Origin of the sequence: Pseudomonas sp. PDM15 (assembly GCF_014851565.1) — a bacterium.
Classification (GTDB): Bacteria; Pseudomonadota; Gammaproteobacteria; order Pseudomonadales; family Pseudomonadaceae; genus Aquipseudomonas.
In genome coordinates this window covers 451970-468605 of the sequence record NZ_JACVAA010000002.1, presented here as the reverse complement: position 1 = coordinate 468605, position 16636 = coordinate 451970, and the positions used below count along the sequence as shown (strand labels likewise).

The 16636-nt window shown below is 65.6% G+C and carries 17 protein-coding genes; 7 read left to right on the top strand and 10 right to left on the bottom strand.

The window, feature by feature from the left end:
* The first annotated feature begins 128 nt into the window (after positions 1-128).
* The 5 genes from IB232_RS06215 to IB232_RS06195 all read left to right on the top strand — a co-directional run bounded on the left by IB232_RS06215 (position 129) and on the right by IB232_RS06195 (position 3087).
* Positions 129-845 (top strand): FKBP-type peptidyl-prolyl cis-trans isomerase, encoded by a 717-nt coding sequence (locus IB232_RS06215; protein ID WP_192397663.1) that lies wholly within the window; start codon positions 129-131, stop codon positions 843-845.
* A gap of 353 nt (positions 846-1198) precedes the next feature.
* Positions 1199-1633: a DUF1232 domain-containing protein gene (locus IB232_RS06210; RefSeq protein ID WP_192397662.1), complete on the top strand. Its 435-nt coding sequence runs from the start codon at positions 1199-1201 to the stop codon at positions 1631-1633.
* Positions 1634-1922: 289 nt separating this feature from the next.
* Positions 1923-2246 (top strand): helix-turn-helix domain-containing protein, encoded by a 324-nt coding sequence (locus tag IB232_RS06205; RefSeq protein ID WP_192397661.1) that lies wholly within the window; start codon positions 1923-1925, stop codon positions 2244-2246.
* Positions 2243-2608, top strand: a complete 366-nt coding sequence (locus IB232_RS06200; protein WP_137971427.1) for a hypothetical protein — start codon at positions 2243-2245, stop codon at positions 2606-2608. The genes IB232_RS06205 and IB232_RS06200 overlap by 4 nt, the downstream gene beginning before the upstream one ends.
* Positions 2608-3087: an SEL1-like repeat protein gene (locus IB232_RS06195; protein WP_192397660.1), complete on the top strand. Its 480-nt coding sequence runs from the start codon at positions 2608-2610 to the stop codon at positions 3085-3087. The genes IB232_RS06200 and IB232_RS06195 overlap by 1 nt, the downstream gene beginning before the upstream one ends.
* Here the strand turns inward: IB232_RS06195 and IB232_RS06190 are convergent.
* Complete coding sequence (locus IB232_RS06190) at positions 3071-4831, bottom strand: bifunctional diguanylate cyclase/phosphodiesterase (protein ID WP_192397659.1); 1761 nt, start codon at positions 4829-4831, stop codon at positions 3071-3073. The genes IB232_RS06195 and IB232_RS06190 overlap by 17 nt on opposite strands.
* A gap of 95 nt (positions 4832-4926) precedes the next feature.
* Positions 4927-7005: a carboxy terminal-processing peptidase gene (locus tag IB232_RS06185; RefSeq protein ID WP_192397658.1), complete on the bottom strand. Its 2079-nt coding sequence runs from the start codon at positions 7003-7005 to the stop codon at positions 4927-4929.
* Between the two features lie 153 nt (positions 7006-7158).
* Between IB232_RS06185 and IB232_RS06180 the strand changes: the two genes are divergently transcribed.
* Positions 7159-8121: an NAD(P)H-quinone oxidoreductase gene (locus IB232_RS06180; protein ID WP_192397657.1), complete on the top strand. Its 963-nt coding sequence runs from the start codon at positions 7159-7161 to the stop codon at positions 8119-8121.
* A gap of 2 nt (positions 8122-8123) precedes the next feature.
* On the opposite strand, the gene IB232_RS06175 is transcribed toward IB232_RS06180, so the two are convergent.
* The 6 genes from IB232_RS06175 to IB232_RS06150 all read right to left on the bottom strand — a co-directional run bounded on the left by IB232_RS06175 (position 8124) and on the right by IB232_RS06150 (position 13390).
* Positions 8124-8777, bottom strand: a complete 654-nt coding sequence (locus IB232_RS06175) for an HAD family hydrolase (RefSeq protein WP_192397656.1) — start codon at positions 8775-8777, stop codon at positions 8124-8126.
* Positions 8777-9766, bottom strand: coding sequence for an ABC transporter ATP-binding protein (locus IB232_RS06170; protein WP_192397655.1), 990 nt, complete (start codon positions 9764-9766; stop codon positions 8777-8779). The genes IB232_RS06175 and IB232_RS06170 overlap by 1 nt, the downstream gene beginning before the upstream one ends.
* Before the next feature lie 44 nt (positions 9767-9810).
* Positions 9811-10605: an ABC transporter permease gene (locus tag IB232_RS06165; RefSeq protein ID WP_192397654.1), complete on the bottom strand. Its 795-nt coding sequence runs from the start codon at positions 10603-10605 to the stop codon at positions 9811-9813.
* Complete coding sequence (locus IB232_RS06160) at positions 10595-11437, bottom strand: ABC transporter permease (RefSeq protein ID WP_192397653.1); 843 nt, start codon at positions 11435-11437, stop codon at positions 10595-10597. The genes IB232_RS06165 and IB232_RS06160 overlap by 11 nt, the downstream gene beginning before the upstream one ends.
* Positions 11434-12240, bottom strand: coding sequence for an alkaline phosphatase family protein (locus IB232_RS06155; RefSeq protein WP_192397652.1), 807 nt, complete (start codon positions 12238-12240; stop codon positions 11434-11436). The genes IB232_RS06160 and IB232_RS06155 overlap by 4 nt, the downstream gene beginning before the upstream one ends.
* A 94-nt stretch (positions 12241-12334) precedes the next feature.
* Complete coding sequence (locus IB232_RS06150; RefSeq protein WP_137971436.1) at positions 12335-13390, bottom strand: ABC transporter substrate-binding protein; 1056 nt, start codon at positions 13388-13390, stop codon at positions 12335-12337.
* 290 nt (positions 13391-13680) lie between these two features.
* On the opposite strand from IB232_RS06150, the gene IB232_RS06145 reads away from it, so the two are divergent.
* Positions 13681-14397 carry a UTRA domain-containing protein gene (locus tag IB232_RS06145; protein ID WP_192397651.1) on the top strand — a complete coding sequence of 239 codons (717 nt, stop codon included), beginning with the start codon at positions 13681-13683 and terminating at the stop codon, positions 14395-14397.
* A 51-nt stretch (positions 14398-14448) separates the two neighbouring features.
* On the opposite strand, the gene IB232_RS06140 is transcribed toward IB232_RS06145, so the two are convergent.
* The gene (locus IB232_RS06140) at positions 14449-15738 is read right to left on the bottom strand and encodes a M18 family aminopeptidase (RefSeq protein ID WP_192397650.1); all 1290 of its coding nucleotides are present in this window, start codon (positions 15736-15738) and stop codon (positions 14449-14451) included.
* A gap of 252 nt (positions 15739-15990) precedes the next feature.
* Positions 15991-16626 carry an RluA family pseudouridine synthase gene (locus IB232_RS06135; RefSeq protein WP_192397649.1) on the bottom strand — a complete coding sequence of 212 codons (636 nt, stop codon included), beginning with the start codon at positions 16624-16626 and terminating at the stop codon, positions 15991-15993.
* Positions 16627-16636: the final 10 nt, after the last annotated feature.

Genomic DNA, 16636 nt, shown 5'->3' with positions numbered 1-16636 from the left:
CCCGGCGAGGCCAGGGTGGCTGAACTTATCCGCTTTCTGCGGCTCCTACAGTGCCGTAGCCAGTGCTTGCCGCAGGCTGCTAAGCTCGCGTCTCTCTCCGGCCCCTGCGGCTATAACAAGGAACAAGCATGAAACAACATCGTCTAGCGGCGGCGGTTGCCCTGGTCGGCCTGGTACTGGCCGGCTGCGATGCGCAGACCAGCGAAGTGGAACTCAAGACCCCGGCGCAGAAGGCTTCCTACGGCATCGGCCTGAACATGGGCAAGAGCCTGTCGCAGGAAGGCCTGTCTGACCTGGACTCCAAGGCCGTAGCCATGGGCATCGAAGACGCCATCGGCAAGAAAGAGCAGAAGCTGAAGGACGAGGAGCTGGCCGAGGCCTTCGCCTTCCTGCAGAAGCGTGCCGAAGAGCGCATGACCAAGCTCAACGAGGAATCGGCCCAGGCCGGCAAGAAGTTCCTCGAGGAAAACGGCAAGAAGGATGGCGTGGTCACCACCGCCTCCGGTCTGCAGTACGAAGTGATCAAGAAAGCCGAAGGTGCCCAGCCGAAGCCGACCGACGTGGTTACCGTGCACTACGAGGGCAAGCTGACCGACGGCAGCGTATTCGACAGCTCCGTCGAGCGTGGCAGTCCCATCGATCTGCCGGTGAGCGGCGTGATCCCGGGCTGGGTCGAAGGCCTGCAACTGATGCACGTTGGCGAGAAGTACAAGCTGTACATTCCCAGCGAGCTGGCCTACGGCGCCCAGAGCCCGAGCCCGGCCATTCCGGCCAACTCGGTGTTGGTGTTCGAGCTGGAACTGCTGGCCATCAAGGATCCGGCCGCTGCTGGCGCTGCCCAGTAACAGTCCTCGGTTACAGAGAACGCCCCGCTTGCCGGGGCGTTTTCTTTTGCCGAACCGGCAGGCGACCTGTCGGTCTGAACGAGGGTAACGCCGGTTGTGGTGTTACGGTTATGCACATTGCGCCGGTTACCAGACTTGCCAGGCCCGTTGCGTGTTTCATGAGCAATGCTCGTATCGTAACTAGCTGATTTATATTGTTTTTTGCTCGTGAGCAAAAAACATCCGATCTGTGGAGAGGCCCCGTGGTACGGGCGTTTGATCGAGTCATCAAACAACTGTTCACAGGGTTATCCACAGCTTCGGTGGATAACCAGGCGGAGCCCAGCAGGCATGCGTCATCGCGGAGATTGGCCATGAATCCCCCGTTCAATTCCATGCGTTACCTCAGGTTGGCGCAGCGTGTGTTGGCCCGTGGCCGACTACCTGCCTTGTTGCTGGCGGTGACCCGCAAGGGCGAGGGCGGCGCGCGTTTCGCTCGTCTGCGCGGCGATCTGAAATTGCTGCAGGGGCTGTGTGCGGCCTGGTGGCGTGGCGAGTACCGCGCCATCGGTAGCCAGGCGCTGGTGGCCGTGGTCGCCGCGCTGGTGTATTTCCTGATGCCACTGGACATGGTGCCGGATTGGCTGCTCGGTGTCGGCCTGCTGGATGATCTGGCCGTGCTGGCGTGGGTGCTGCGTACCTGGGAAACGGAGCTGCAGGCCTATCGAGTGTGGCGCGATGCACAGGCGCCCGAGGTGCTGCGTCGGGTCGAGGCATTGCCGGGGCTGGACGAAGAAGGCTCGGCGTAACGACTAGGCGTGTGCTGGCGCAATGTCGCTCGCACGATGTCAGGCGCTCATCCCACATCTAGCTGCCCGCGCTGCGAGACGAACCCCTCTGCTCGAAGCCACTCGCCTATCACGATCAGCACCAGCTATGAACTGCATGCGACTTGCCGAGCATTCGCGCTGTGTCGACGGCGCCGACTCTTGTCTGCTGGGTCAGTATAGGTCACGCTCTTGGGGCAACCGGGCGTTTAACATAGGCGCCTGAAGGGAGGTGTCGAGCGTTTCGGCACTGCGGTCCACGGAGAGTTGTATGAGTGTGCAAGTGATCACGCGCGACGGCGAGGCGGAGTACGCCGTGCTGCCCTGGGCCGAATATCAGGCCCTGCTCAAGGCCGTCGGCCAGGCCTCCGCATCCGTTGCCAGCGCCGCACCGGTGCCAACCGGCTCCGGGCTCGATCAGTTGGCCAGCCTGCGAGAGGCCAAGGGCATGTCCCAGGCCGATCTGGCGCGTGCGGTGGGCATCAGCCCGCATTATCTGAATCTGTTCGAGACCGGTGAGCGTGCGCCGGACGGCGCCATTCTGCGCTCGCTGGGGCGGGTGCTGGGCGTGAGCGACTGGGAGCAGTCGTCTTGAGTGTGCGTATCCATCGGCAACACTGGCAGGCCCTGCTAGGTGAGCTGGAAGATGCGCGTCGTCAGCGCCATCTGCTGACCTACCGTGCGCTGGTCGAGCGTCTGCAGCTGCCTACGCCAGCCATGCAGACCCTGACCGCCGCCCTGGAACACCTGGCGGCCCTCGATGCCCGCGCCGAGCGCCCCCTGCGCAGCGCGCTGGTGATCAGCCAGGGCGCCAGCCGCCTGCCGCGCACCGGCTTCTTCGAGTGCGTGAACCGTCTCGGACGTTTCTCCGGCCCCTCCGACGGCATCGCCGCCGCCTCCTGGCATGCGGCCGAAGTGGCGCGGGTCTTCGAGTTCAGCTACCCCGAGGAGCCCTGATGCTCTGGCGCCTGCGTGCCCGCCTGGGCTACTGGGTGGCGCGGCGCCTGTTCCACTGGCGCTGGCTGATGCAACAGCCGCGCGCCTGGAACTGGATGCAGGGCCAGTTTGCGCGCATGGCCGCGCTCGGTGATACGCCGGCGCAAAGCTTCTACGGGCATCTGCTGCTGTTTCGCGGTCAGGGCTTCGGCGCGCGCGAGGAGGGCCTGCGTCTGCTGCGTCTGGCGGCCGAGGGTGGTGACGGCAAGGCGGCCTATCAGCTCGGCGTGCAATACCTCACCGGCGACAGCCGCCAGGCTCCGGATGCGGTCGAGGCGGCGCGCTGGTGGGAGCGAGCCGCCGCGCTTGCCCATCCGCTGGCGGCGCAGCGCCTGTCCCAGCTCTATCGAGATGGCGGCCCCGGTCTCGCGGCGGATGCGCTGCAGGCCGAGCGCTATGCCCGGCGCGCCGAAGAGCTGGGCTTCAGGCCGAGAGGCTGAGCGTATCGAGGATATGCAGGCTGTAGCCCGGCACCGCCTTGGCGTGACGCTTGGCTTCCGAGGCCAGGCCGGCCAACTGGCTGGCATCCAGCTGCGGGCAGTTCTGCGGATGCAGATACACCACACCGATAGACAGTGATAGCAGGGGGAATTCCTCGCGCTTGCCCTGGCGGTTGTGGCTGACGAAGCAGCCGGCCTGCAGGTGTTCCTCACGATAGAAGCGTCGGCACTGGGCCTGGAAATCCTCCAGCAGCTGGTTGAGCCGCTCGCGCCAGTTGCCCGGGCCGAGTACTAGCAGAAAATCATCGCCACCGATATGGCCGACGAAGTCGCGGCTGGGGTCGACCCTCTCGTTTAGGCATTGTGCCAGGCACAGCAATATCTCGTCACCGCGGGCGTAGCCGTAAAGGTCGTTGAACGGCTTGAAGCTGTCGATATCCACATAGCACACCACCGCCTCGCGGCCTTGCTGCAGCAGGCGGCCGAGGCACTGCTGAATCGGCACGTTGCCCGGCAACAGGGTCAGCGGGTTGGCGTGGCGGGCCTGTTGGATCTTCAGCTCGGTAATCAGCTTGAGCACGTCGATCACCCGGCCCAGACCGCGGTAACGGCCCTGCTGGGTGATGATGAAGTCTTCTTCCATGCGCTGGCGCGCACGGCTGGTGAGCAGGCGGCTGACCTGCTGCAGCGACTGGCCGACGTCCACGGCAAGGAAGTCGGTGCTCATCAGGCGGCTGATCGGTTTGCGCGCGAACAGGTCGGTGGCGAAGGGCTTGAGCAGCGCATCGGATAGCGAGTGGCGATGGACGATACCGACCGGCTGTTCCTGGCTGTCCAGCACCGCTAGGGAGTTGAGATTGGCCTGGGCGCGGAAGGCCTCCAGAACCACGGCGATGGCGGTGTCCTGGGCCACCGCGGGCTGCTCGTTGAGCAGCGCGGAGAGGTCTCCGCTGTCTTCACCCAGAGATGGCGCCACGCTCTCCAGACGCGGCAGCAGTTTCTGCGCATCGCGTGGCGGTTGTTCCTGGGGGCGGCACAGCAGGTAGCCCTGGACCAGGTCGACGCCCATCTCGATCAGGATCGCCAGCTCTTCCACCAGCTCAATGCCTTCGGCGATCACCTGGGCGCGGGAGGCCTTGGCCATTTTCAGGATGGAATCGACGAATTCGCGCTTCACGGCGTCCTGGTGGATGCCGTCGATGAAGTGGCGGTCGATCTTCACGTAGTCGGGGCGCAGCTCGGACCACAGGCGCAGGCTGGAATAGCCGGCTCCGAGATCGTCCAGGGCAATGGAGAAGCCCATGGCGCGGTAGTGGTGCAGTGCGGTGTCGAGCAGCTGGAAGTCATCGATCGGCGCCTGCTCGGTCAGCTCGATCACCACCTGATCCGGCGGGATGCCGAAGTCCTGCAGCAGCTTGAGGGTACGGCCGGGCTGGTGGCTGGGCTCCAGCAGCGACTCCGGGGACACATTGAGGAACAGCTTGCCGCCCAGCTGCTGGTCGCGGAAGCGGCGGCAGGCGCTCTTGCGTGCCAGCAGTTCGAGCTCGCTCAGGCGGCCGACATTGCGCGCCACGCTGAACAGCGCCAGAGGCGCATGCAGCGAGCTGTTGGAAGGGCCGCGGGTCAGCGCCTCGTAACCGAGAATGCGTCGCTCGGACAGGCTGACGATGGGCTGGAACAGGCTGTGAAGGTCGCCGTGAGCGAGGATGGATTCCAGCGCGCTCAACTGCTCGGTGACGGTCATGGGAGGTGTCTCGGTCTGCCGGAAAAGAAAAGGGCCGATATCGCTACCGGCCCCTTATTTCACGACAGAACGATGACTGTTTGATTACGCCTGGGTCAGTGCTTGGCCAGAGTGGCTTCCAGGCCGAGGTAGTCGAGCAGGATGCGCCCGCTCTCGGTCAGGTAGGCGTCGTCTTCCGGTTTGGTCTTCTCGGGCTCGGCCGGGGCGGCGTCTTCATCCTCGTCCTTGATCTCCTTGAGCAGTTCCTCGCCCTTGGCCTTGCGCTTGGTGTTTTCCAGCGCCAGTTGCTTGGCCTCGATGTCGGCGTGCTGAGTGCGGCGCGCCTGCTCGTTGAGGCTGACGCTGGTCTCGGCCATCAGCTTCTGCGCCAGCGCCAGGCGCTCGCGGGTGAAGACGAAGTCCGGGTTGCCCGCGGTGCGCGATTCGTGGCGCGACTTCAGCTCGGCGAGGAACGGCTTGTAGGGGTTGCTGTCCGGTTTCAGCGCCGGGTTGATGCTGTCCCATGGCATGGCCTCGGGCAGGGCGCTCTCGCCGATTTCCTGGGTGTCGACGATGTCCGGGTAGGCGATGTCCGGCAGCACGCCCTGGTGCTGGGTGCTCTGCCCGGAAACGCGGTAGAACTTGGCCAGGGTCAGCTTCAGCTCACCATGGTTGAGCGGCTGGATGGTCTGCACCGTGCCCTTGCCGAAGGTCTGTCCGCCGAGGATCAGCGCGCGGTGATAGTCCTGCATGGCGCCGGCGAAGATCTCCGAGGCGGAGGCCGAGAGACGATCCACCAGCACGGCCAGCGGGCCGTCGTAGAACACGCCCGGCTCCTCGTCGGCCAGCACGTCGACGCGGCCGTCGCTGTTGCGTACCAGCACGGTCGGGCCCTGGTCGATGAACAGGCCGGTCAGCTCGGTGGCTTCCTGCAGGGAGCCGCCGCCGTTGTCGCGCAGGTCGATGACTACGCCGTCGACCTTGTCCTTCTTCAGCTCGCCCAGCAGACGCTTCACGTCGCGGGTAGTGCTCTTGTAGTTGGGGTCCTGGGCACGGTAGGCCTTGAAGTCGAGGTAGAAGGCCGGAACCTTGATCACCCCGAGCTTGTACTCGCGGCCCTCGTGCTGCAGCTTGAGCACGGACTTCTGCGCGGCCTGTTCTTCCAGCTTGACCGCCTCGCGCACGATGGTGACCACCTTGCTGGTCTGGTCGCTTGGTGCGTTGCTGGCCGGGATGACTTCCAGGCGCACCTTGGAGCCCTTGGGCCCGCGGATCAGCTTGACCACTTCGTCCAGGCGCCAGCCGATCACGTCGACCATGTCCTTGTCGCCCTGGGCGACGCCGACGATCTTGTCGGCGGGGACGATCTGCTTGCTCTTCTCGGCCGGGCCGGCCGGTACCAGGCGCACGACCTTCACATACTCGTTGTCGGTCTGCAGCACAGCGCCGATGCCTTCCAGCGACAGGCTCATGTTGATGTCGAAGTTCTCCGCGTTATCCGGGGAGAGATAGTTGGTGTGCGGGTCGTAGGTCTGCGCGAAGGCGTTGATGTAGGCCTGGAACACGTCTTCGCCACGGGTCTGCTCGAGACGCTTGCGCTGGTTCTTGTAGCGCTTGAGCAGCAGTTCCTGGATGTCCTTGGGCTCCTTGCCGGCGATCTTCAGGCGGAGGACCTCGTCCTTCACACGCTTGCGCCAGAGGTCGTCCAGCTCCGCCTTGTCCTTGGCCCAGGGCGCCTTCTCGCGGTCCACCAACAGGCTCTCGTCGACGCTGAAGTCGAACTTGTCGACGCCGGCTTCGAGCAGGGCCTGGGCATGGTCGAGGCGTTCCTCGGCGCGCTGCAGGTAGGTGCGGTAGATGATGAAGCCGGGCTCCAGATCGCCGCTCTTGAGCAGGTCGTCGAACTTGCCCTGCCAGCGGTTGAACTGGGCGATGTCGGCGGCGGTGAAGTAGCTGCGCGCGGGGTCGAGCATCTTCAGGTAGCCGTCGTAGATCTTCGCCGAGCGCTCGTCGTTGAGCGGCGGCTTGTTGTAGTGATGGCGCTTGAGCAGTTCGACCACGTTGAGGCTGGCGATTACCTGCTCGCGGTCCGGTTGCAGGTAGGCCCAGTTCTCCGCGGCGGCCTTGGCGGCGGCGGGCAGGGCGTGCAGACCGAGAAGCAAGGCCAGGGCTGTTGCGGGAAGGAAACGCTGCATGTTGGTTCGACGCGAAGGCAGGTGATAACGCATATTAGGCCGTCTGGTAGAGCGCCGGGTTCCATCTATCCCGGCGGCAAAATGCAAAAGCCCGGCATCAGGCGCAAAGCCGCGTGCTGTCTATGCCGGGGTCTCACTCACTATGGAGGCAGCATGAAGGCATTGCAAGGCGTCGAGGGGCAGTTGGAATGGGCCGAGCGCGCCTCTCCGGTCTGCGATGTGGGCCAGGTCCGCATTCGAGTGGCCGCGGCGGGGCTCAATCGCGCCGATCTGCTGCAGCGTGCCGGCCATTACCCACCGCCGCCGGGGGCCAGCGATATCCTCGGCCTGGAGTGTTCCGGGGTGATCGCCGAAGTCGGTCCCGGCAGCCAGTGGCAGGTCGGCGAGCGGGTTTGCGCGCTGCTGGCCGGCGGTGGCATGGCCGAAGAAGTGGTGGTGGACGCACGCCATGTGCTGCCGGTGCCGGAAGGGCTGTCGCTGGCCGAGGCCGCGGCGTTGCCTGAGGTATATGCCACTGCCTGGCTCAACCTGTTCCAGCTGGCCGCGCTCAAGCCTGGCGAGAAGGTGCTGCTGCATGCCGGCGCCAGCGGCGTGGGTTCGGCGGCGATCCAGCTGTGCAAGGCGTTCGGCAATCCGTGCTGGGTCAGTGTCGGCTCGGCGGAACGCCTGGCCTATTGCGAGGGCCTGGGCGCCCAAGGCGGCGCGATTCGTGGCGAGGCGCTGGAGAGCTTGCGTGACCTCGGCCCGTTCGACGTGATTCTCGACCCGGTGGGCGCCAGCTACGCCGAGCTCAACCTGCAGCTGCTGGCGCGCGATGGGCGCTGGGTGAACATCGGCCTGATGGGCGGCACCAAGGCGCAGCTGGACATGGCGCTGCTGCTCGGCAAGCGCATCCAGCTGACCGGCTCGACACTGCGCAACCGTGACGAGCAGTTCAAGGCCGAGCTGATGGCCGACCTGCATCTGCATGTCTGGCCGCTGTTCGCCGAGGGCCGGCTGAAGCCGCAACTGGAGCGCAGCTTCGCCCGCAAGGATGCCGAGGCGGCCTTCGCCGCGCTGGCCAGCAACCAGGTGGCCGGCAAGCTGGTGTTGCTGCTCGACGAGAGCCTGACCTAGACCTATTTCCAGGCGAGGATGTCCCAGCCGGCCTGCTCGGCATGGGCGCGCAGGGTCGGGTCCGGGTTGACCGCATGGGCGTGCGGTACCTGCTGCAGCAGCGGCAGGTCGTTGCGCGAGTCCGAGTAGAAGTGCGCACCGTCCAGGGTTTCGCCCTCCGCCTCCAGCCAGGCCTGCAGGCGGGTGACCTTGCCCTCACGGTAGGTCAGCACACCGACGGTGTTGCCGCTGTAGCAGCCGTGCTGCCGCTCGCAGTCGATGGCCAGCACTTCCTCTATGCCCAGGCGCTCGGCGATGGCGCTGACGAGGAAATGCGCCGAGGCGGAGATCACCAGCAGGCGGTCGCCGGCGCCGCGATGGGCGGCCAGGCAGCGCATGGCGTCGCTGAAGATGATCGGCTCGATCACGTCCTCGACGAAGGGCCCGACGACGAACTCGACCTCCTCCGGTGTGCGCCCCACCAGCGGCCCCAGGGTGAAGGTCATGTAGTCCTCCATCGCCAGCTTGCCCTGGGAGTAGAGGGCCATCAGTTCCTGCTCGCGCGGCACGAAGGAGTCGCGGTCGACCCACTGGATATCGGCCATGTGCTGGGCCCAGAGCGAGGCGCAGTCGCCGTGGATCAGGGTCTCGTCGAGATCGAAGATTGCCAGGGCCATCAGGCCACCTCCCGGATTGCGTTGGCGTCGATGGACAGGCCGATGCACTGGCCCTTGCCGATCAGGGCACCCTCGCTGCGGTTGAGCACGTCCACCAGCAGCTCCACGCCGTTGGCCTGCACCCGGTAGCGGATCACGTTGCCTAGCAGGCTGTGGCCGAGCACCTCGGCGGCGATGGCGCCGCTGTCCTCCAGGCGGATGGCCTCGGGGCGGATAGCGATGCGGCTGCTCACCGGGCGCAGCAGCAGGCGGCTGGCGGTGTCGGCATCGAGCAGGTTGTAGTTGCCGATAAAGCCGGCGGCGAAGGCATCCACCGGCGAGGTGTAGAGGGATTCGGCGTCGCCGCTCTGGACGATCTTGCCGGCGTTCATCAGGAAGATGCGGTCGCTCATGGTCAGCGCTTCTTCCTGGTCGTGGGTGACGAAGATGGTGGTCAGGCCCAGCTCCTGCTGGATGGCGCGGATCTGCTCGCGCAGGTGCTTGCGGATGCGTGCGTCGAGGGCCGACAGCGGCTCGTCGAGCAGCAGCAGGCGCGGGCGGGTGACCAGCGAGCGGGCCAGGGCTACGCGTTGGCACTGGCCGCCAGAGAGCAGGTGCGGGTAGCGCGCGGCGTAGTCGGTGAGTTCGACCAGGCGCAGTACCTCGTCGACGCGCTGGGCGCTCTCGTCCTTGCCGACCTTCTGCATGCGCAGGCCGAAGGCGACGTTCTGCTGCACGGTCATGTTGGGGAACAGTGCGTAGCTCTGGAACACCATGCCGATGCCGCGCTTCTGCGGCGACAGCGGCACCAGGTCCTGGCCGTCGAGCAGAATCTGCCCGCCGTCCACCTCGGTGAGGCCGGCGATGCAGCGTAGCAGGGTGGACTTGCCGCAGCCGGAGGGGCCGAGCAGGGTGACGAACTCGCCCTGGCCGATCTCGCACTGGATGTCGCTGAAGATAGGGGTGGCGCCGTAGCTCTTGTGCAGATTGCGGATGGAAAGGTAACTCATGAATGGGTCCTTGTAGGCTTCGACTCGCTGCGCTCGCGCGCAGCCTACGGCTTGTCCTTGTTCAGGCGGGTGGCCGCCCAGGTGAAGACCAGTACGAAGAAGAAGTAGGAGATCACCAGCGCGCTGTTGAAGTGGCCGCTGCTGTTGCGCATGTTGTTCAGGTACACCTGAAGGGTCTCGTAGCGGGTGCCCACCAGCAGGTTGGCGAACACGAACTCGCCGAACAGGAAACTGAAGGAGAGGAACAGCGAGACCATCAGGCCGTTGCGCAGGTTGGGCAGCACCACCAGGAAGGCGGCCTTCCAGGTGCTGGCTCCGAGCAGGTGGGCCGCGTCCATCAGGTCGCGCAGATTGATCGCCTGCAGGTTGTTGGTGATGGCGCGGTACATGAACGGCAGCGCCACGGTGAAGTAGCAGCCGATCAGGATCCACGGCGTGCCGACCATCGCCAGCGGTCCGGAGCCGTAGACCTGCAGCAGGCCCACCGACGACACCACCGGCGGCACGGCGAAGGGCAGCAGGATGAAGATGTTCATCAGTCCGTCGAGCCTGGGGAAGTGGTAGTGCACCACGAACAGCAGCGGCAGGATCAGCAGCGCCGCCAGCAACAGTGCACCGACGCATACCAGCAGCGACTGGCCGAAGGCGGCGAGGAAGCGGCTGTCGCTCCACAGCGCCAGGTACCACTTGAAGGTCAGGCCGTCCGGCAGGATGGTCGCCGACCAACTGGTGGACAGCGAGTAGAGCAGGGTGGCCGCCAGCGGCAGCAGCAGGATCAGGAACAGCAGCCAAACCACCACGCGGTGGTAGAGGGCGGCGGGCTTGGTATCAGCGCGCATCGTGATAACTCCTGCGCAGCAGCCACTGGTGGACCACGGTGATCAGCGCCATCAGGCCGACCAACACCATGGCCAGTGCGCTGGCCAGGTTGGGGTCGAGGCTGATGTCGCCGGCCACCAGGCCGGCGATGCGGATCGGCATCACGTTGAAGTTGCCGGTGGTCAGGTAATACACGGTGGCATAGGCGCCTAGGGCGTTGGCCAGCAGGATGACGAAGGTGCCGAGCAGCGCCGGGGTCAGCACCGGCAGGCCGATGTGCCGCCAGAAGTCCCAGGTACTGGCGCCGAGCAGCTGGGCCGACTCGCGCCAGTCCTGGCGCAGGGCGTCGAAGGCCGGGTAGAGCAGCAGCACGCCGAGGGGAATCTGGAAGTAGGTGTAGAGCACTATCAGGCCGGTCTTGGAGTAGAGGTTGAAGTCCTCGATCAGCCCGGCCTGCTTGAGCAGCAGGGTCAGTGCGCCGTTGAAGCCGAGCAGGATGATGAAGGCGAAGGCCAGTGGCACGCCGGCGAAGTTGCTGGTCATGTTGGAGAAGGCCATGACGAAGTCGCGCAGCTTCGAATCCACCTGGCGCAGCGAGTAGCTGCCGAGGATGGCGATGGCGATGCCGAACAGGCTCGACCAGAAGGCGATCTGCAAGCTGTGCTTGATCGCCTGCAGGTAGAACTTGGAGGCGAAGATCTTCTGGAAATTGCCCAGCCCCCAGGCATCGCCAACCACCAGGCTGTTGATGGCGACCCACAGCAGCGGGGCGACCTGGAAGGCGAAGAAGAACACGGCGAACGGCAGCAGGCACAACAGCGCCGGCCATTTGCCGCGGAGTACGGCTCTCACTTGAGCAGATCCTTGCACAGAGGTTTGTCGTGGGCGGCGCCGAGCAGGGTGCAGACGGTACCGCACAGTTCGGTCTGCCGCGGACGGGCGCTGGCGTCGAGGCTGAAGGCCTCGCCCAGGACCAGCAGCGGGACCTCGCGCTCCTCGGCCAGCAGGCCGTTGTGCGAGCGGTCGTTGTTCATGCCGTGGTCGGCGGTTACCAGCACCTGATAACCGGCGTCGAGCCAGTCCTGCAGGTAGTCGGCGAGGACCACGTCGGCGCGCCGTGCGGCGTTGCGGTATTGCGGCGAATCCAGGCCATAGCCATGGCCGGCGTCGTCGATGTTCATCGGGTGCACCAGCAGGAAATCCGGCGCGTATTTGAGGCGCAGGCTCTCGGCATCGGCGAACAGGTGCGAATCCGGGTAATGGTCGGCGTAATAGAAGTGGCCGTGCTGGATCGGCAGGGCCTCATTGCTGGTATGGCGGTCGCGGGCGGCGACGAAGGGCGCCCGGTTATACAGCTCGCTCATCCAGTGGTAGGCCGCGGCGGCGGTGGAGAGACCGGCGTCACGGGCGTAGTGGAAGATGCTGCGCTCCTTCGACAGGCGCACCACGTCGTTGTGCACCACGCCGCTGTTGATCGGCGTGACGCCGGTGAGGATGCATTCATAGAGCGGGCGCGACAGTGCCGGCAGCTCGCATTCGAGCTTGTACAGCGCGGCGCGGCCGGCGGCGCAGTAGGCCTGCAGATGGCCCAGGGCATGCCGGGCAACCTCGTAGTTGAGGCCGTCCAGCAGGACCAGGATGACTTTGTGTTTCATCAAGAGTCCCTCTTGAGATATGCAGTGGGAGCGGCCTTGGCCGCGAGCGGCACCAAACCTGCATCGCGGCCAAGGCCGCTCCCACAAGGAGGGCTTACTGCATTTCGATGATCACGTTTTCCTGCCACTGCTGCGGCAGGGCCTTGGACGTGGCTTCCCAAGCGGCCGCATCCTTGATCGGCTGGACCTTGGCGTATTGCTCGTTGGGCAGCAGCTTGGCCTGCACTTCCGCCGGCAGGGTCAGGTGCTCGGCGCGGATCGGCCGGGCGTTGCCCTTGGCCAGGTTGATCTGGCCGGCGTCGGAGAGGATGTACTCGCGCGCCAGCTTGGCCGCATTCGGGTGCTTGGCGTACTTGTTGATGATGGTGGTATAGCCGGAGATCACCGAACCGTCGGACGGGATCAGCACCTCGAAGCGGTTGACGTCGATCTGGTCGCGGTAGGACAGGCCGTTGAAGTCCCACACCACGCCGACTTCCACTTCACCTTTTTCCAGGGTCTGGATGGTCGGGTTGGACAGCGACAGGCGACCCTGCTTGGCGATCTCGGCGAAGAAGTCCAGGCCCGGCTGGATGTTCTTCTCGTCACCGCCGTTGGCGATGGCCGCGGCCAGCACGCCGTTGACCGCCTGGGCGGCGGCGCTGACATCACCGATGGCGACCTTGTATTTGCCCTGCTTCAGGTCGGCCCAGGACTTGGGAACGTCCTTGACCAGCTGCTTGTTGACGATGAAGGCGATGGAGCCGGTGTAGGCCAGCATCCAGTGACCGTCCGCATCCTTGGCCCAGGTCGGTATCTGTTCCCAGGTGCTTGGCTTGTAGGGCTGGGTCACGCCCTTCTGCACGGCGATGGGGCCGAAGGCGGCGCCGACGTCGCCGATGTCGGCGGTAGCGTTGTCCTTCTCGGCATCGAACTTGGCGATCTCCTGAGCGGAGCTCATGTCGGTGTCCAGGTGCTTGAGGCCATACAGCTTGTTCAGATCGGCCCAAGTGTCCTTCCAGTTGGCCCAGCTATCGGGCATGCCGACGCTGTTGACTTCGCCCTCGGTGCGGGCGGCTTGTTCCAATGCTTTCAAGTCCTCGTTGGCCATGGCCTGGTTGCCCAGAACGATGGCCGATCCCAGCAGTGAAGCCAGCAGCAGGCGTTTCATGTGGAGCTCCTTGTCAGGGTGAAAGTTTGGTCTAGATCAGCAAGACCCAGGCCAAATCTAGAGGCTTTGTATGACGCTTTTATGGCGATGCCGCGCACCCAGGCACGCGCTGGAAAGCGTAGACCATGGCTAAGTGGCTGATTTGTCAGAGTTGCCAGGAAGTAACTGGCATGCGGCGTGCAGGTCGTTGGCACGAAAGGCTGGCTGTCATCGGACAGTCATCTAGGCTGCCTAGCATGACCGGCGCCTGCACCGGCTTGGTGCTGGTCTATGCCAGATGGGAGAAATGCATGCGCGAAGAAGCGCCCCGTACCGTTACCGCCATCTGCCGCGCCCTGCAGGAGCAGATCGACCACGGCCTGCTGCCCCAGGGCGGCAAGCTGCCGGCCGAGCGCAAACTGAGCGAATTGTTCGAGACCACCCGCATTACCCTGCGCGAGGCGCTGGGCCAGCTGGAGGCGGAAGGGCTGATCTATCGCGAGGAGCGCCGTGGCTGGTTCGTCTCGCCCCGGCGGCTGGCCTACAACCCGCTGGTGCGTAGCCACTTCCACGCGATGGTGCGCGAGCAGGGCCGGGTGCCGTCGACCGAGGTGCTGAGTGCGCGGCTGATGCCGGCACCGGTGGATATCTGCGAACGCCTGGAGCTGCCGGCGCTGTCGGCGGTGCTGCAGATTCGTAGGGTGCGGCGCATCGACGAACGGCTGGTGCTGTATGTCGAACACTATCTCAACCCGGCCTACTTCCCCGGCATTCTCGATGCCGACCTGACCGCGTCGTTGACCGAGCTGTACGCCAGTCGTTACGACATCCGCTATGGCCGGGTGGCCTTCGACATCCTGCCCACCGCGCTGCCGGTGGACGCCGCCTTCAACCTCAAGGTGACGCCGGGCAGCCCGGCCCTATGCATCACCCGGGTCAACCGCGACCAGCGCGGACGAATCATCGACTGCGACGTGGAGTACTGGCGCCACGATGCGGTGCGGGTCAGTGTCGAAGTACCGGAGTAAGGGGCTGGAGGGTGGTGGGGGCTGTCCCTCTCTCCCTATGGGAGAGGGAGTTCAAGCCAACTCAGAGCTGCCGTAGAAGGCGGTCAGCACCCGTACCAGGTGGGCCAGATCGTGGCTGCCGGCCAGTTCGCGGATCGAGTGCATGGCGAAGGTCGGCAGGCCGATGTCCACGGTACGCACGCCCAGCTGACTGGCGGTGATCGGGCCGATGGTCGATCCGCAGCCCATGTCGCTACGTACCACGAAGCTCTGCACTGGCACTTCCTCGGCCAGGCACAGGTGGCGGAAGAAGCCGGCGGTCTCGCTGTTGGTCGCGTAGCGCTGGTTGCTGTTGACCTTGATCACCGGGCCGGCGTTGAGCTTCGGGCCGTGGTTGGCGTCGTGCTTGTCGGCGTAGTTGGGATGCACGCCGTGGGCGTTGTCGGCCGACACCAGCAGCGATTTCTGGATGGTGCGGACGAAGGCGTCGCCTTCAGGCAGCACGCGGCGCAGCACCTGTTCGAGGAACGGGCCGTCGGCGCCGCAGGCCGAGCAGGAGCCGATCTCCTCGTGGTCGGTGCACACCAGCACGCAGCTCTCGTCGCCCTCGGCCGCCAGCAACGCCTGCAGGCCGGCATAGCAGGACAGCAGGTTGTCCAGGCGCGCGCCGGCGATGAAATCCTGGTTGAGGCCGATCACCGCGGCCCCCTGGGTGTCGTAGAAGCTCAGCTCATAATCCAGCACCGCGTCGGCGGCGATACCGTGTTCGCTGGCCAGGCGGTCGGCGAGCAGTGCGCGGAAGTCGCCGCGCTCGTCGCCGGCCAACTGAGCGAGGATCGGCGGCAGCTCGTTCTGTGCGTTGATCGGCCAGCCCTGGTTGGCTTCGCGGTTGAGGTGGATGGCCAGGTTGGGGATCACCGCGATCGGTTGCTCGAAGTCGATCAGCTGGCTTTGTACCTTGCCTCCTTCGCGGAAGGTCACGCGGCCGGCCAGCGACAGGTCACGGTCGAACCAGGGGGCGAGCAGAGCACCGCCGTAGACTTCCACGCCGAGCTGGAAGAAGCCCTGGCGCTGCAGCTCCGGCTGCGGCTTGACGCGCAGGCAGGGGCTGTCGGTGTGCGCGCCGACCAGGCGCAGGCCGCCTTCTAGCGGCGCGCGGTTGCCGAGGCGGAAGGCGATGATCGAGGAGTCGTTGCGCGTCACGTAGTAACGCCCGCCCGGCTCGGTGTGCCAGGGCTCGCGCTCGTCCAGCGGGCGGAAGCCGGCACTGTGCAGGCGCTGGGCCAGGCTGCGGGTGGCGTGGAAGGGGGTGGGCGAGGCCTTGAGGAACTCGATCAGGCCTTGATTCAGCTCAGCGCGCATAACGGACTCCGGACAGCGATGGCCCGAGTTTATCGCACTGGCGGCGTTCACCCCAGGTGTGCTCGCGGCCTGGGCGGGCAGGAGCTGCAGCCCGGACGCAATCCGGGGGCGGAGCTGCCTGTTTCCCGGATTGCATCCGGGCCACGGGAAAGGCTCAGTCTGTAGGGTGGATCGCGCTTTATCGATCCACCGAGCGGCGTGGGGGTGGATGAAAAGAGCGTCATCCACCCTACGGGCTGGTCAGCTATCGCGTCAGAACGGCGCCGGGCATTCGAAGCGCAGGCGCTCGCCGCTGGTTGGGTGGGTCAGGCTGAGCATGCTGGCGTGCAGGCACAGGCGCGGCCAGGCGGCCAGGGCCTGTTCGTGGGCGTACAGCCCGTCGCCGAGCAGCGGGTGGCCGATGGACAGCATGTGCACGCGCAGCTGGTGCGAGCGACCGGTGATCGGCGTCAGTTCCACGCGGGCCCAATCGCCGCAGCGTTCCAGCACGCGCCAGAAGGTCAGGGCGTGCTTGCCCTGTTCATGGTCGACCACATGGCGCGGCTTGGTCGGCGGGTCGTAGCGCAGGGGCAGGTCGATGCTGCCGCTGTCCAGTTCCGGCTGGCCCCAGCACAGGGCGGTGTAGGCCTTCTCGGTCTCGCGGTCGTGGAACTGGCGGGATAGCTCGCGGTGGCTGTCAGCGTCGCGGGCCAGGACGATGATGCCGCTGGTTTCCCAGTCCAGACGGTGGACGATGCGCGCTTCCGGGTAGCCATTTTCCTGCAGGCGGGTCACCAGGCAATCGCGGTTGTCTTCCGCGCGGCCGGGCACCGAGAGCAGCAGGGTGGGCTTGTTGATCACCAGCAGGGCAGCGTCCTGGTGGAGAATCTCGATGTTCGACAGCGGCATGGGCATTCCA

What these genes read in the sequence shown, in the direction of transcription:
- IB232_RS06215 (WP_192397663.1), top strand. Translation starts at nt 129, where the DNA reads ATGAAACAACATCGTCTAGCGGCGGCGGTTGCCCTGGTCGGCCTGGTA.
- IB232_RS06210 (WP_192397662.1), top strand. Translation starts at nt 1,199, where the DNA reads ATGAATCCCCCGTTCAATTCCATGCGTTACCTCAGGTTGGCGCAGCGT.
- IB232_RS06205 (WP_192397661.1), top strand. Translation starts at nt 1,923, where the DNA reads ATGAGTGTGCAAGTGATCACGCGCGACGGCGAGGCGGAGTACGCCGTG.
- IB232_RS06195 (WP_192397660.1), top strand. Translation starts at nt 2,608, where the DNA reads ATGCTCTGGCGCCTGCGTGCCCGCCTGGGCTACTGGGTGGCGCGGCGC.
- IB232_RS06190 (WP_192397659.1), bottom strand. Translation starts at nt 4,831, where the DNA reads ATGACCGTCACCGAGCAGTTGAGCGCGCTGGAATCCATCCTCGCTCAC.
- IB232_RS06185 (WP_192397658.1), bottom strand. Translation starts at nt 7,005, where the DNA reads ATGCAGCGTTTCCTTCCCGCAACAGCCCTGGCCTTGCTTCTCGGTCTG.
- IB232_RS06180 (WP_192397657.1), top strand. Translation starts at nt 7,159, where the DNA reads ATGAAGGCATTGCAAGGCGTCGAGGGGCAGTTGGAATGGGCCGAGCGC.
- IB232_RS06175 (WP_192397656.1), bottom strand. Translation starts at nt 8,777, where the DNA reads ATGGCCCTGGCAATCTTCGATCTCGACGAGACCCTGATCCACGGCGAC.
- IB232_RS06170 (WP_192397655.1), bottom strand. Translation starts at nt 9,766, where the DNA reads ATGAGTTACCTTTCCATCCGCAATCTGCACAAGAGCTACGGCGCCACC.
- IB232_RS06165 (WP_192397654.1), bottom strand. Translation starts at nt 10,605, where the DNA reads ATGCGCGCTGATACCAAGCCCGCCGCCCTCTACCACCGCGTGGTGGTT.
- IB232_RS06155 (WP_192397652.1), bottom strand. Translation starts at nt 12,240, where the DNA reads ATGAAACACAAAGTCATCCTGGTCCTGCTGGACGGCCTCAACTACGAG.
- IB232_RS06150 (WP_137971436.1), bottom strand. Translation starts at nt 13,390, where the DNA reads ATGAAACGCCTGCTGCTGGCTTCACTGCTGGGATCGGCCATCGTTCTG.
- IB232_RS06145 (WP_192397651.1), top strand. Translation starts at nt 13,681, where the DNA reads ATGCGCGAAGAAGCGCCCCGTACCGTTACCGCCATCTGCCGCGCCCTG.
- IB232_RS06140 (WP_192397650.1), bottom strand. Translation starts at nt 15,738, where the DNA reads ATGCGCGCTGAGCTGAATCAAGGCCTGATCGAGTTCCTCAAGGCCTCG.
- IB232_RS06135 (WP_192397649.1), bottom strand. Translation starts at nt 16,626, where the DNA reads ATGCCGCTGTCGAACATCGAGATTCTCCACCAGGACGCTGCCCTGCTG.